Raw genomic sequence first — 12,877 nt, 5'->3', positions numbered from 1 at the left:
CGGGTGCGGGCGGGTAGGTTCGGGGCGTGAGCGAGAAAACCACCCACGACAAGCTGCCCATCCGCATGCTGCACGACCGCGTGCTCGTGAAGTCCGACCTGCCGGAGGGCGAGCGCCGCTCGGGCGGCGGCATCCTCATCCCGGCGACGGCCGCGGTGGGCAAGCGGCTGGCCTGGGCCGAGGTGGTCGCGGTCGGGCAGAACGTGCGGGGCGTCGAGCCCGGCGACCGGGTGCTGTACGACCCCGAGGACCGGGCCGAGGTGGAGGTGCGGGGGGCGACGTACGTGCTGATGCGCGAGCGCGACCTGCACGCCGTGGCCGCCGAGCGGCTGGAGGGGTCGGACGACTCCACCGGGCTGTACCTCTGAGTTCCTGACGGCGGGGCGTTTGCGACGGCGGGGGGGGGGGGGGGGGGGGGGGGGGGGGGGGGGCCCCCCCCCCCCCCCCCCCCCCCCCACCGCCCTTTGCTACGGTGGGGGAGTACCCCGACGAGACGCGCCGTACCGGGTTGAGGACAAGACGACGCACCCCGTTCGCTCTCGTCCCGGAGGTGCCGTCATGGCCTGGATCCTGCTGCTCGTCGCCGGTCTGCTCGAAGTCGGCTGGTCGATCGGAATGAAGTTCACCGAGGGTTTCACCCGGCTGTGGCCCAGTGTGTTCACGGGCGCCGGGATCGTCGCCAGCATGGTGTTGCTGTCCTATGCCGCCAAGACCCTGCCGATCGGTACGGCGTACGGGGTGTGGGTGGGCATCGGGGCCGCCGGTGCGGCCGTGCTCGGCATGGCGGTGCTGGGTGAGCCCGTCACCGCCGCCCGGATCTTCTTCATCTGTCTGCTGCTGGTCGCCGTCGTGGGGCTGAAGGCGACCTCCGGCCACTGACCGGGACCGGGGCGCACCCCGGTCCCGGTGCGGCCGCCGGGTCACTCCAGGAACGCGGACGGCGGGGGGCGCAGGCCCTCGGTGGCGCCCCCGTCCGTGCCCTGGGTGCCTGCGGTGGTGCCGCCCTGGTTGCCCTGGGTGGTGCCGCCGTCCGTCTGGCCGCCGTTCGTCTGGCCTCCCTGTGTCTGGCCTCCCTGTGTCTGTCCGCCGTCGCCCTGGCCGCCGTCCGTGCGGCCGCCGTCTGTTTGTCCGCCGTCGCCCTGGCCGTTGTTCGTCCTGCCGCCCTGGTCCTGTCCGCCCGTGGACGGGGTGGGGGGCGTCGGCCGGCCCGGCCGCTGCGGGGGCGTCGGGGTGCGGCCGCCCGGGGTCCGCGGCGGGGTGTCGGACTCGGAGGGCGGGAGCAGCGGCGGCGGGTCGGCCGCGCCGGGCTGGAGGTCGAGTTCGAAGTCGAGCGGGTCGGTGCCCTCCAGCGCCGTCTTCGTGTAGGCGGCCCAGATCCGGGCCGGGTAGCCGCCGCCGCCGATCCGGGGTTCGCCGAGGGCGCCGTACAGGGACTGGAGGGTGCCGGTGTCGGGGTCCTGGCCCATCATGGCCACCACCGTGACGAGGTCCGGGGTGTACGCGGCGAACCAGGCGGAGCGGTCCAGCTCGCCGGTTCCGGTCTTGCCGGCCGCCGGGTGGCCGGCGGCGAGGGCCGCGGTGCCCGTGCCGTTGTCGACGACGCTGACCAGCACCGAGGTGGTGGTGTCCGCGGCCTCGCGGCTGACGGCCTGGGCGGGCTCGCGGGCGGGGAGCCCGATGGTGTCGCCGCCCTTGGTGATCTTCTCCAGGAAGGTGTACGGGGTGCGCCGGCCGTGGTCCGCGAGGGTCGTGTAGGCATGGGTCATGTCCAGGACGCTGGCCTGCATCGTGCCGAGCGCCATCGCCGGTCCGGAGTCGAAGTTGGGGGTGTCCTCGGGGATGCCGAGGGCGACGGCGGTCTTCTTGACCTCGTCGGTGCCGACGTCGACGACCATCTGGGCGAAGACGGCGTTGACGGAGAGGTCGGTGGCGGTGGTGACGGTGATGTTCCCGTAGGACACCTGGCCCTCGTTCTCGGGGGCGTAGGGGATGCGGGTGCCGACGACGCGGCGCTTGTTGTCGCCGTTGTAGACGGTGTTGGGGGTGATGCGGCGGCCGTCCTGGGTGCGGGAGCCGTTCTCGACGGCGGCCGCGAAGACGAACGGCTTGAAGGTGGAGGCGACCTGGTAGTCGTGCCGGGTCGCGTTGTTGACGTACTGCTTGGTGTAGTCGATGCCGCCGTACAGGGCGACGACCTTGCCGGTGGCCGGGTCGATGGAGACTCCGCCGGCCCGTACGAGGCGGTCGGCCTTGCGCTTGTCCGGTTCGAGCTTGCTCACCATCTCGTCGTCGACGGCTTCGACGAAGGCGTTCTGGCGGCGCCGGTCGATGGTGGTGGTGATGCGGTAGCCGCCCTCGGCGAGGGTCTTGTCGGCGAGGATCTTCCGCTCGACGATGAAGTCCCTGACGGCCTCGACGAGGTAGCCGCGCTGCCCGGACAGTCCGGCGGCCGTACGGACCTTGCCGGGCTCGGGGAACTGCGTGGCCGCGCGTTCGGCGGCGGGCATCCAGTCCTTCTTCACCATGCCGTCGAGCACGTAGTTCCAGCGGGCGACGGCGCGCGGGCGGCTCTGCGGGTGGGAGACGACGTCGAAGGCGCTGGGGGAGTTGAGGAGGGTGGCGAGGTAGGCGCCCTCGGCGGTGGTGAGCCGGTCGACGTCCTTGCCGTAGTAGGCCTGGGAGGCGGCCTGGATGCCGTAGGCGTTGCGGCCGAAGTAGCTGGTGTTGAGGTAGCCCTCCAGGATGTAGTCCTTCGACTTCTCGCGGCCGAGCTTGATCGCGATGAAGAACTCCTTGGCCTTGCGCTTGATCGTCTGTTCCTGGCCCAGGTAGTAGTTCTTCACGTACTGCTGGGTGATGGTCGAGCCGGACTGGGTGCCCTTGCCGGTGGCGGTGTTCCAGGCGGCCCGGAGCATCGCCTTGGGGTCGACCGCCCGTTCGGAGTGGAAGTCCCGGTCCTCGGCGGCCAGTACGGCCTCCTGGACGGTGCGGGGGACCTGGGAGAGCGCGACGTTGACGCGGTTGACCTCGCCGTCGCGGGCGATCAGGGAGCCGTCGGAGTAGAGGTAGACGTTCGACTGGGCGGTCGCCGCGGCGTTGGCCGGGGGGATGTCGACCAGGAGGTAGCCGGCGACGAGGGCGCCGCCGAGCAGCAGGGCGATCAGCAGGACGCCGCCGGCGACCATGCGCCAGGTGGGGAGGAGGCGGCGCACGCCGGTCCGCCTGCGGCGCGCCTTCTTCCCGGGCTTTCCCGGCTTGCCGGGTGGTCCCTGGCCTGGTGAGGTGCCCGGTTGCCGGGGCGTGCCGGGCTGTCGCGGGGACTGCCGGGCCTGCGGGTCTCCGGGCGGGGTGTCCGGGTCGCGAGGGTTCCAGCCCGGTGGTGGTGACGGGTCGCTCATCTCCAGGACTCCTCGGCGCCGTGCGAAATATCCACTTCTGTACCTCATGGTGTCTACCCGATGGCCACGGGTTCCGAGCCGGACGGGCGTAAAACCGGTCGCGGGGATCGCCCCTCCGCACTAAGCTCGCGCGCTTTGGCCGACGTAGGAACGACGTGGGAAACGGAGGGATACGGTGCGTCAGAGAGCAGGCGGGGGAGCCCGGTCGTGGTTGCGTCTCTACCTGGCGGTCGCGGCCGGGGGATTCCGGCGCTACGCCACCTACGGGACGGCGACGGCGGCAGGGGTGTTCACGAACACCGTGTTCGGCTTCATCGTCGCGTACACGTACATCGCGCTGTGGGACGAGCGGCCCGGACTCGGCGGCTACGACCAGGCGCAGGCCCTGACCTTCGTGTGGGTCAGCCAGGCGCTGCTCGCCGCGGCGGCGCTCATCGGCGGCGGGTTCCAGGAGGAGATCCAGGAGCGGGTCCGCACGGGGGACATCGCCGTCGACCTGTACCGGCCGGCGGACCTCCAGATGTGGTGGCTGGCGGCCGATCTGGGCCGGGCCGCCTTCCAGCTGGCGGGGCGCGGGGCGCTGCCGCTGCTGGCGGGGGCGCTGGCGTTCCCGCTGGCGCTGCCGGCGGACCCGGTGCGCTGGCTGCTGTTCCTGGTCTCCGTCACGCTCGGGCTGGTGGTGAGCTTCGCGCTGCGCTACCTGCTGGGGCTGGCGGCGTTCTGGCTGATGGACGGGGCGGGGATCAACCTGATGGCCACGGTGGTCACGATCTTCTTCTCCGGGATGCTGCTGCCGCTCACCGTCTTCCCGGGCGGCTTCGGCGAGCTCGTCCGGGCCCTGCCGTGGGCGGCGATGCTCCAGGTCCCGATGGACGTGCTGCTCGGTGAGCACGCGGGGGCGGGGTCGGCGGCCGGGGCGCTCGCGTTCCAGGCCGGATGGGCGGCCGTCCTGCTGGGGGCGGGCCGGCTGGTGCAGTCGGCGGCGACGCGGAAGGTGGTGGTCCAGGGTGGCTGAGGCGGTGCTGGCACGGAGCCGGACGGAGCAGGATCAGGAGCTGGAACTGCCCCGGCGCAACCGGGCGGTGGAGGGGGTGCGCGGCTACGGGCTGATCGTGACGATGTGGATCCGGTCGACGATGACGTACCGGACGTCGTTCTTCCTGTCGACCTTCGGGAACGCGGCGATCACGCTCCTCGACTTCGTCGCGATCGCGATCATGTTCTCGCACGTGGACGTGCTGGGCGGTTTCACGCTGCCCGAGGTCGCCCTGCTGTACGGGTCCTGCTCGGCCTCCCTGGGCCTGGCGGACCTGCTCCTGGGCAACACCGACCGGATCGGCTCCCGCATCCGCGACGGTTCGCTCGACACCATGCTGGTGCGTCCGGTCCCGGTGCTCGCGCAGGTCGCGGCGGACCGGTTCGCGCTGCGCCGGCTGGGCCGGATCGCCCAGGGGCTGGGGCTGCTGGCCTGGGCGGTGTCCGCGCTGGACCTGGACTGGACGGTCGGCAAGGTGCTGCTGGTGCCGGTGATGATCACGGCGGGTGCGGCGATCTTCGGGGCGGTGATGGTGGCGGGCGCGGCGTTCCAGTTCCTGGCCGGGGACGCGGCGGAGGTGCAGAACTCGTTCACGTACGGGGGCTGCACGATGCTCCAGTACCCGCCGACGGTGTTCGGCAAGGACCTGCTGCGCGGGGTGACCTTCATCGTTCCGCTGGCCTTCGTCAACTGGCTGCCCGCGCTGTACCTGCTGGGCCGGCCGGATCCGCTGGGGCTGCCGCAGTGGGTCGCGTTCGTGAGCCCGCTGGTGGCGTTCGCCGTGTTCCTGCCCGCGTCGCTGGCGTGGCGCGCGGGTGTCCGTTCGTACCGAAGCACGGGAAGCTAGGGAGTGGGCTGTGGCGGATGCACTGATCTCGCTGGACGGGGTCGAGAAGGTGTTCGACGTACGGCGCCGGGTGGGGCTGATGCGCCGGGAGAAGCGTCAGGTCAGGGCCGTCGACGGGCTCAGCTTCGAGGTGGCCCGGGGCGAGATGGTCGGCTACATCGGGCCCAACGGCGCCGGCAAGTCGACCACGATCAAGATGCTGACCGGCATCCTGACGCCGAGCGGCGGCCGGCTGCGGGTCGCGGGCATCGACCCGGCGCGGGAGCGGATGCGGCTCGCGCACCGGATCGGGGTGGTCTTCGGGCAGCGGACCACGCTGTGGTGGGACCTGCCGCTGAAGGACTCGTACGGGCTGATGCGGCGGATGTACCGGATCCCGGCGGCGCGGTTCGCACAGAACATGGAGCGCTGCGTGGACCGGCTGGACCTGGCCGAGCTGCTCGACGTGCCGGTGCGCCAGCTCTCGCTGGGGCAGCGGATGCGCGGGGACATCGCGGCGGCGCTGCTGCACGATCCGGACGTGCTGTACCTGGACGAGCCGACGATCGGGCTCGACGTGGTGAGCAAGGCGAAGGTGCGCGGCTTCCTGCGGCAGCTGAACGAGGAGCTCGGCACGACGGTGCTGCTGACCACGCACGACCTCCAGGACATCGAGCAGCTGTGCGAGCGGGTGATGGTCATCGACCACGGCCGGCTGATGTACGACGGGCCGCTGCAGGGGCTGCACTCGGCGGGGTCGGTCGGGGAGAGCGAGCGGACGCTGGTGGTGGACCTGGAGCGGGAGCTCGCGCCGATCAGCGTGCCGGGCGCGCGGGTGGTGAAGGTGGACGGGCCGCGGCAGTGGCTGGCGTTCCCGGCGGGGGCCTCGGCGGCGCCGCTGGTGGCGGCGGTGGCGGCGGAGTACCCGCTGGTGGACCTGTCGGTGCGGGAGCCGGACATCGAGGACGTGATCGCGCGGATGTACGCGGGCCGGGGGTGAGGCCGCGGCGGGTCGGGGACGCAACCCGCCGCGGGTCGGGGGCGAACCCTGTGCGGGTCGGGGGTGAGGCCGCGGCGGGTCAGGGACGCAACCCGCCGCGGGTCAGGGACAAATCAGGGTCGAGACCGGGGTGCAGGGGGGCGGCGGGCCATACAACTCCCGTGGATCAGTGCATAGGCTGGGCCACATGAGTGACGAGCGGCCGGAGAAGCCGTTGCCGGAGCTGAGGGCGTCCGATGCCGACCGGGACCGGGTGGTGGAGCGGTTGCGCGACGCGGTGGCCGAGGGCCGGCTCGACATGGAGGAGTTCGAGGAGCGCTTGGAGGCGGCCTACGCGTCCCGTACGTACGCGCAGCTGGAACCGCTGACGCGCGACCTGCCGGCCGTGCCGGGCGTCCCCGGGGGTGTCGTCCCGGCGGCCTCGCCGGTGCCGGCGCCGTTCGCGGGCGGGGGAACGGTGCGGCCCTGGGCCGAGCGGGTGGGCCGCGGGCCGGCCAGCTCGTCCGGGGCGGTCGCGGTCATGTCCGGCTTCCAGCGCAAGGGCCGGTGGACGGTGCCCGCGCGCTTCCACGCGGTGGCGTTCTGGGGCGGCGGGGACCTGGACCTGCGCGAGGCGGACTTCGCCCAGCGCGAGGTCGTGATCAACTGCGTCGCGGTCATGGGAGGCGTCCAGATCACGGTGCCGCCGGGGGTCGAGGTGGACGTCCGGGGCATCGGCGTCATGGGTGCCTTCGACCAGCGCGACACCCCGGGACCGGCGGAGCCGGGCGCTCCGCGGGTTGTCGTGACCGGGTTCGCGTTCTGGGGCGGGGTGGAGATCAAGGTCAAGGCACCGAAGTCCCCGAAGCTCCCCAAGGGCGCCGACGGCCCTAAGTCGCTGCGCAAGAAGGACTGACGGACGGGGCGGACCGCTCGTCGTGGTGGCGGGTGCGGTGCCCGGGCGGAGCCGGCGGGCGCCGGGCCGGTTCGGCGCCGGGCGGGCGCCCGGTGCTCCCCGTCGGCTGAGCGGTCCGGATGCGGGTACGCGGACGGGTGTCCGTACGGGGTGCGCGGCGATGCCGGCCGGAGTGACACGGCGTGCCGGGAACTCCTCGCGCCTCCCGGGAGTCGGATGCTATGCAGACAAACCGGCGTCCCCGGGGAAAGCAGGAGCACGTGGACAACCGCACCACCGCCGGAGGCAGTGCCCCGCCGCCGATCGAGCCGCCGCCGATCGACCCCCCGCCCGGGGGACCGCCGCCGGGCGGCCCGGCGGCGACCGGGCGGGCGGCACGGCCCGAGGCGCCCGCCCGCGGGGCGTTCGTGTTCAGCGCGGCCGACGAGGAGCGGCGCCACGGCGTCCGCCGGATGAAGGCCACCGCGACGGGGCTGCTGCTCCTGGTCGCGCTGGTCTACGTCCTGGCCAAGTACGCCCAGAACGCCTGGGGCGCGGGCGGCTGGGCCGGGTACGTCGCCGCGGCGGCGGAAGCCGGCATGGTCGGCGCGCTCGCGGACTGGTTCGCGGTCACCGCCCTCTTCCGGCGGCCGCTGGGCCTTCCCATCCCGCACACCGCGATCATCCCGACGAAGAAGGATCAGCTCGGGGTCTCCCTCGGAGAGTTCGTCGGCGAGAACTTCCTCTCCTCCGACGTGGTCAAGGCCCGCCTGCACGCCCTCGGCATCGGCGGCCGCCTCGGCGCGTGGCTGGCCGAGCCGGAGCACGCCGACCGGGTCACGGCCGAGCTGGCGACCGCGCTGCGCGGGGCCCTGACCGTACTGCGCGACTCCGACGTGCAGGCCGTCGTGGGCGAGGCCATCACCCGGCGGGCCGAGACGGCGGAGATCGCGCCGGGCATCGGCAAGACGCTGGAGCGGGTCGTCGCGGACGGCGGGCACCACCGGGCCGTCGACCTCGTGTGCGCGCGGGCCCACGACTGGCTGGTCACGCACGGGGAAGCGGTGATGGACGCCGTCCAGGGCGGGGCACCCGGCTGGACCCCGCGGTTCGTGGACCGCAAGATCGGCGACCGCGTGTACAAGGAGCTGCTCCGCTTCGTCACGGAGATGCGCGACATGCCGGAGCACCCGGCGCGCGGGGCGGTCGACCGGTTCCTGACGGACTTCGCGGCCGACCTCCAGTCCGACACGGAGACCCGGGCGCGCATAGAGCGCCTCAAGTCCGAGCTGCTGGCGCGCGACGAGGTGCAGGACGTCATCGCCTCGGCCTGGACCGCGGTGCGGTCGATGATGATCTCGGCGGCGGAGGACGAGCAGAGCGCGCTGCGCCTGCGGGTCCGGTCCTCGCTGATGACGCTGGGGGCCAGGCTGGCGACGGACGGCCGTCTGCAGGACAAGGTGGAGGGCTGGATCGAGGGGGCGGTGGTGTACGTCGTCACGACCTACCGCACCGAGATCACCTCGCTGATCACGGACACCGTGGCCGGCTGGGACGCCGAGCACACGTCCCGCAAGATCGAGGCCCACATCGGCCGGGACCTGCAGTTCATCCGGATCAACGGAACGGTGGTCGGCGCCCTGGCGGGCCTGCTGATCTACTCGGTGTCACAGGCGTTCGGGGCGTAGCGGGGGCGGTCGGGGCCGGCCCGGGGTGGGCGGGGCTGGCCCGGGGTGGCCGGGGCCGGCCCGGTGTGGGCGGTCTAGCCGCGGTCGGCGACGGCCCAGGTGGTGGCGGCGACGACGCCTGCGGCCCCGAACACGGCCGGCCACGCGCCGACCTTCCTGGCCAGCGGGTGCGAACCGGCGAACGCGGCGATGTAGAGCGCTCCGAGCCCGGCGGCCGCGGGCACGCCGCCCCGGCGGTGCCACTCCCGCCCGGCGGCGAGTCCGGCCGCACCGAGTACGACACCCCCCAGGGGCCGCTTCTTGGTCCACCGGGCGACGGCGTAGCCGCCGACCAGACCGGCCGCCGCCACGGCGGAACTCGGTACCCGAGCCATGTCCAACTCCTTCGGTCTTCTTGTCCTATGAGCTTCACTGTGAGACTACGAGGACGAGGCTAACGCGATCGCCCGGCCACTCGACGGTCACCGGCCACCCGACGGGTACCGAGCACCCACACCAGCACGATCACGGCCCCGCCGATCACGGAGTCCGGCACCGCGTCCCGTACGGCGTGCGGGAGCAACGCCAGAACACCCAGGGCGAGGAGGAAGGCGAGCGCGCACCGGCCGACCGTACGAAGCATTCTGTCCACGGCTGCTCAACGCGGTCGCCGGGCGTCCCGACACGGAGGGCGGGAAGGTGATTTGTCGCATACTCGCCGGATCCGTGCGATGTCCGCGACGGGAACGCGGAGCCAATAAATTCGCTCTCACCCCACAAGGGCAAAATGCCCGGCCCGCAAGGGCAGAGCGCCCCCGGGCCGCCCTTCGCGCGCTCACGCCCGCACCCCCCGCCCCGACCTCAGGAGCCAGAACAACGTGATCTGCTACGGACAGGCCGTCCTCGACCTCGCGGACGAACTGGTCGACGTCTATGCCGACGTCTTCTCCGGCCCGCCGTGGAACGAGGATGAAGAAACCATTCGCCAGTTCGCGACCCGTCTCCCCGCCGACGCCCGGCGCCGCGGGTTCCGTACCGCCTTCGCCCAGTCCGCGACGGGCATCGACGGTTTCGCCACGGGCTGGATCACCCCGGCGGCCTTCCCCAAGGTCCGCGGCTACGCCCAGGTGACCGCCCAACTCGGCGCGGCCCGGGTGAAGGAGCTCCTGACGGGCGCACTGGAGATAGACGAGCTCGCCGTACGCCCCTACGCGCGCGGCCACGGCACCGGGCGGGCCCTGCTCACCGAGATCACCGCCGACGCCCCGGACCGGCGGGCCTGGCTGCTGACGTCCCGCCTGGCCCGGGACACGGTGGCGACCTACCGCCGCCTGGGCTGGCACGAGGTCCCGGCCCGGCCGGGCACCGAGACCGGGGTCGTCGTGTTCCTGTCGCCGGAGCACCCGGGCCGCTGAGGGCGGTATGCCGCCCCCGCGCCCGGGCATACCGGCCGCATGATCACTACAGAGCACCCCCACCCCCACCCCCACCCCCACCCCGGCTCCGACGCACCCTGCCACTCCGACTCCCCTCCCCACCCCCGCCCGAACCGCCGGCCCGTCCACGCCGCCCCGGCCCGCCGGCCCCACCAGGCGGGGCAGCCCGAGCTGGGGCAGGGGCCGCGCCCGGGGTATGGGCCGGCGCCGGGGCAGGGGCAGGGGGCCGCGCCGGGGTATGGGCCGGCGCCCGGCCCCGAGCTGCGGCCCGGGCCCGGGTCTGAAGGCGAGCTGCGGACTGAGCCCGGGTCCGACCCCGAGCTGCGGCCCGGCCCGGAGCGCCGATCCGGGCCCGAAGTCCGGCCCGAGCCCGGCCGCCGGCCCCCGCGGCTTCACCAGCCCGAGCGTGGGCCCGCCCCTGAGCACCGGCTAGCGCAGCCCCGGCAGCCCGACCCCGGCCCCGGCCCCGGCCCCGGCGCGCAGCGCACGTCCCGTGGGGACCACCTCCCGCGGGCCGCGCGCCGGCAGCTGGACCTGGCCACGCGCCACCAGCTCACCGCCGCCGGCGTCCCCTCCGGCACGATCACCTCCCGCTCCCGGCCCGGCGGCCCCTGGCAGCGCCTCCTGCCCCGGGTCTACCTCCTCCAGACCGGCCCCCCGGACCAGCGCCAACGCGCCCTCTCCGCCGTCCTGTACGCCGCCGAGCCCGCCGCGGACCCCCTCGCCGGCGACACGGCCGCCCTCACCGGCGGCGCGGCCCTCGCCCTGCTCGGCATCCGCGAAGCCCCGTACGCCCCCGGCAGCCCCGTCGACGTCCTGATCCGCTCCCCGCGCCGGCTCGCCGCCGCCGGGCACGTCCGCCCGCTGCCGACGTCCCGCTGGCCGCGCACCATCACGGTGTCCGGCGTCCCTTGCACCCGCCCGGTGCGGGCGGCCGCCGACTTCGCCGCCCGTACGGAGGACCCCGACCGGGTCCGGTCCGTCCTCGCGGGCGTCGTCCAGGCCGGCTGGTGCCACCCGCGCGACCTGCACGCCGAGCTCCGTGCCTCCCGCCTCCTCACCCGGCCCGCGATCGCCGCCGCGGCGGCGGAACTGCTCGCCGGAGTCCGCTCGATCGCCGAGGCCCGGGCCCGCGACACCCTCACGGCGACGGACCTCCCGACCCCCCTGTGGAACGCCCGTCTCCACACTCCGGACGGCGCGTTCCTGGCCAGCCCGGACGCGTACTGGCCCGACGAGGGCGTGGCCCTGGAGATCGACTCGGCGGAGTACCACTACACCCGCGACGCCTGGCACGCCACGCTCCGCCGCCGGCTGCGCCTGGAGGCCCACGGCGTGCTGGTCGTGAGCGTCACCCCGTCGATGATCCGCGACACCCCGGCGGAAGTCGTGACGGCCCTCCGCACCCTCCTCACCCTCGCGTCCACCCGCCCCACCCCACCCACGACAACGGCCCGCGGCCACCAACAACTCCCCCTGTTCCCGGGGGCGGGGACTGGTCATCGGCGAGGCGTCTCGCCCTGATCACTGGAAAGTCACCCGGCTGGTTCACACACGCTGCTGCCGGTGCGATGCACCGCGGCCAACCTCACTAGACGCGTGAGAGGTTGAGATGCCCACGCTTCGGTGCAGGGATTGCAAGCTCCTGCAGTCGGCTCGAGGCAGGAGGAGCAGTCATGGCTACGGTCCGTCGGGTTCGACCTCTGCGCGGACACGGGCCAGTGCCAGTGTCCGGCCGTAATGGGGAGGCGGGAACAGTGCTGAGATGGTGATTGCATCCAGGACTGCCCCAGCCCCCTATGAGGTCGACGTGGACCCAGCGTGGGACCTGTCGGCACCTGATGGACGTGTCAGGTCAGAGTGTGGGTTCATCATCATTTTCAGCTCATCCGGGGTGCGCCAAGGCACCCCGTTGTGGCTGCGATGACACATGCGGTGGCAGTTGGCGCACAGCAGGGCAAGATCGTCCAGTTTGGTTTCGCAGGGCCCTGAAACGTGGAGCGGCTGCACGTGGTGCACTTCGATGTAGCCGTCTCCGAGCGATCCGTACGCGGAGCTGAAGTCGAAGCTGCAAACAGCGCACCGCAGCGGCAGCCCAGATGCGCGAGCCTGGGTGATCTTGTGCCTTCGCAGGGCAGGGTTACGCTCCCGGGAGATTGCCCATCGGGCGAGCAGCCTGCCTTCAGCCGCGGTTGTTCCGTCATCGGCAGCTTCGTCCGGCTGCTCGGGGATCAGGGCAAGCTGACCCGACCCAATGCCGGTTTCGATGGCCTGGGCGGCCTGGAGCATCACGGACTTGTTTGTGAGGAACGCCTGGATGATTCGTCTGTCCAGGCTCCCGCCCTTCGTGGGCTTGCCCGAGTAGGCGGGATGATTGGAAGCAAGATCAGTGGTCTTGCGGGAGACGCTACCGACAGACCGGTACTCAGGAAGGCGCTCGGGCAGACCGGCGCGATCGGGCAGGGGCAGAGACCTGAGCAACTCAGAGAGCTCGGTCACAGCGGGATCGCCGGCCCGCAGCTCGCGCCAGCCGTTCCTGACGACGAGGGCGCAGGCCAGCAGTAGTTCATCCCATGTCCACGGAGGGCTTCGCATGGTCAGTAACGTATAAGCGTTCGGTGGGACGTGCAGAGAGTACTG

At 72.9% G+C, this 12,877-nt stretch carries 13 protein-coding genes and 1 riboswitch; of the genes, 9 read left to right on the top strand and 4 right to left on the bottom strand.

What is annotated here, in order from left to right:
* Positions 1-65 precede the first annotated feature (65 nt).
* Both ACZ6S8_RS15230 and ACZ6S8_RS15225 read left to right on the top strand, forming a co-directional pair.
* On the top strand, positions 66-368 hold the full coding sequence (locus ACZ6S8_RS15230) for a GroES family chaperonin (RefSeq protein WP_469456009.1): 303 nt from the start codon (positions 66-68) through the stop codon (positions 366-368).
* Positions 369-461: 93 nt separating this feature from the next.
* Positions 462-529: riboswitch (guanidine-III (ykkC-III) riboswitch) on the top strand.
* Positions 530-558: 29 nt separating this feature from the next.
* The gene (locus tag ACZ6S8_RS15225; RefSeq protein WP_150519451.1) at positions 559-879 is read left to right on the top strand and encodes a DMT family transporter; all 321 of its coding nucleotides are present in this window, start codon (positions 559-561) and stop codon (positions 877-879) included.
* A 41-nt stretch (positions 880-920) separates the two neighbouring features.
* Here ACZ6S8_RS15225 and ACZ6S8_RS15220 read toward each other — a convergent pair whose 3' ends face one another.
* Positions 921-3,398: a transglycosylase domain-containing protein gene (locus tag ACZ6S8_RS15220; RefSeq protein WP_469455805.1), complete on the bottom strand. Its 2,478-nt coding sequence runs from the start codon at positions 3,396-3,398 to the stop codon at positions 921-923.
* Positions 3,399-3,609: 211 nt separating this feature from the next.
* Between ACZ6S8_RS15220 and ACZ6S8_RS15215 the strand changes: the two genes are divergently transcribed.
* The 5 genes from ACZ6S8_RS15215 to ACZ6S8_RS15195 all read left to right on the top strand — a co-directional run bounded on the left by ACZ6S8_RS15215 (position 3,610) and on the right by ACZ6S8_RS15195 (position 8,822).
* On the top strand, positions 3,610-4,413 hold the full coding sequence (locus ACZ6S8_RS15215; protein WP_469455803.1) for an ABC transporter permease: 804 nt from the start codon (positions 3,610-3,612) through the stop codon (positions 4,411-4,413).
* Positions 4,406-5,281, top strand: a complete 876-nt coding sequence (locus ACZ6S8_RS15210; protein ID WP_469455801.1) for an ABC transporter permease — start codon at positions 4,406-4,408, stop codon at positions 5,279-5,281. Before ACZ6S8_RS15215 ends, ACZ6S8_RS15210 begins: the two co-directional genes overlap by 8 nt.
* Complete coding sequence (locus ACZ6S8_RS15205; protein WP_469455799.1) at positions 5,250-6,260, top strand: ABC transporter ATP-binding protein; 1,011 nt, start codon at positions 5,250-5,252, stop codon at positions 6,258-6,260. The genes ACZ6S8_RS15210 and ACZ6S8_RS15205 overlap by 32 nt, the downstream gene beginning before the upstream one ends.
* Positions 6,261-6,447: 187 nt before the next feature.
* The gene (locus ACZ6S8_RS15200; RefSeq protein ID WP_469455797.1) at positions 6,448-7,155 is read left to right on the top strand and encodes a DUF1707 SHOCT-like domain-containing protein; all 708 of its coding nucleotides are present in this window, start codon (positions 6,448-6,450) and stop codon (positions 7,153-7,155) included.
* Positions 7,156-7,562: 407 nt separating this feature from the next.
* Positions 7,563-8,822 (top strand): DUF445 domain-containing protein, encoded by a 1,260-nt coding sequence (locus tag ACZ6S8_RS15195; RefSeq protein ID WP_384076712.1) that lies wholly within the window; start codon positions 7,563-7,565, stop codon positions 8,820-8,822.
* Between the two features lie 74 nt (positions 8,823-8,896).
* Here ACZ6S8_RS15195 and ACZ6S8_RS15190 read toward each other — a convergent pair whose 3' ends face one another.
* Together ACZ6S8_RS15190 and ACZ6S8_RS15185 are read right to left on the bottom strand one after the other, a co-directional pair.
* On the bottom strand, positions 8,897-9,196 hold the full coding sequence (locus ACZ6S8_RS15190) for a hypothetical protein (protein ID WP_469455795.1): 300 nt from the start codon (positions 9,194-9,196) through the stop codon (positions 8,897-8,899).
* Between the two features lie 59 nt (positions 9,197-9,255).
* Positions 9,256-9,453 carry a hypothetical protein gene (locus ACZ6S8_RS15185; RefSeq protein ID WP_469455792.1) on the bottom strand — a complete coding sequence of 66 codons (198 nt, stop codon included), beginning with the start codon at positions 9,451-9,453 and terminating at the stop codon, positions 9,256-9,258.
* 226 nt (positions 9,454-9,679) lie between these two features.
* Between ACZ6S8_RS15185 and ACZ6S8_RS15180 the strand changes: the two genes are divergently transcribed.
* Positions 9,680-10,216 (top strand): GNAT family N-acetyltransferase, encoded by a 537-nt coding sequence (locus ACZ6S8_RS15180; protein ID WP_383920631.1) that lies wholly within the window; start codon positions 9,680-9,682, stop codon positions 10,214-10,216.
* Between the two features lie 39 nt (positions 10,217-10,255).
* Entirely contained in the window at positions 10,256-11,761 is a 1,506-nt protein-coding gene (locus ACZ6S8_RS15175) for a hypothetical protein (protein WP_469455790.1), read from the top strand.
* Between the two features lie 273 nt (positions 11,762-12,034).
* On the opposite strand, the gene ACZ6S8_RS15170 is transcribed toward ACZ6S8_RS15175, so the two are convergent.
* Positions 12,035-12,832, bottom strand: a complete 798-nt coding sequence (locus ACZ6S8_RS15170) for an HNH endonuclease (RefSeq protein ID WP_469455789.1) — start codon at positions 12,830-12,832, stop codon at positions 12,035-12,037.
* Between the last annotated feature and the right edge of the window lie 45 nt (positions 12,833-12,877).

Source organism: Streptomyces sp. NPDC048461, assembly GCF_055587105.1.
The sequence above is the reverse complement of the archived record's forward strand: the minus strand, read 5'-3'. Positions and strand labels throughout refer to the sequence as shown.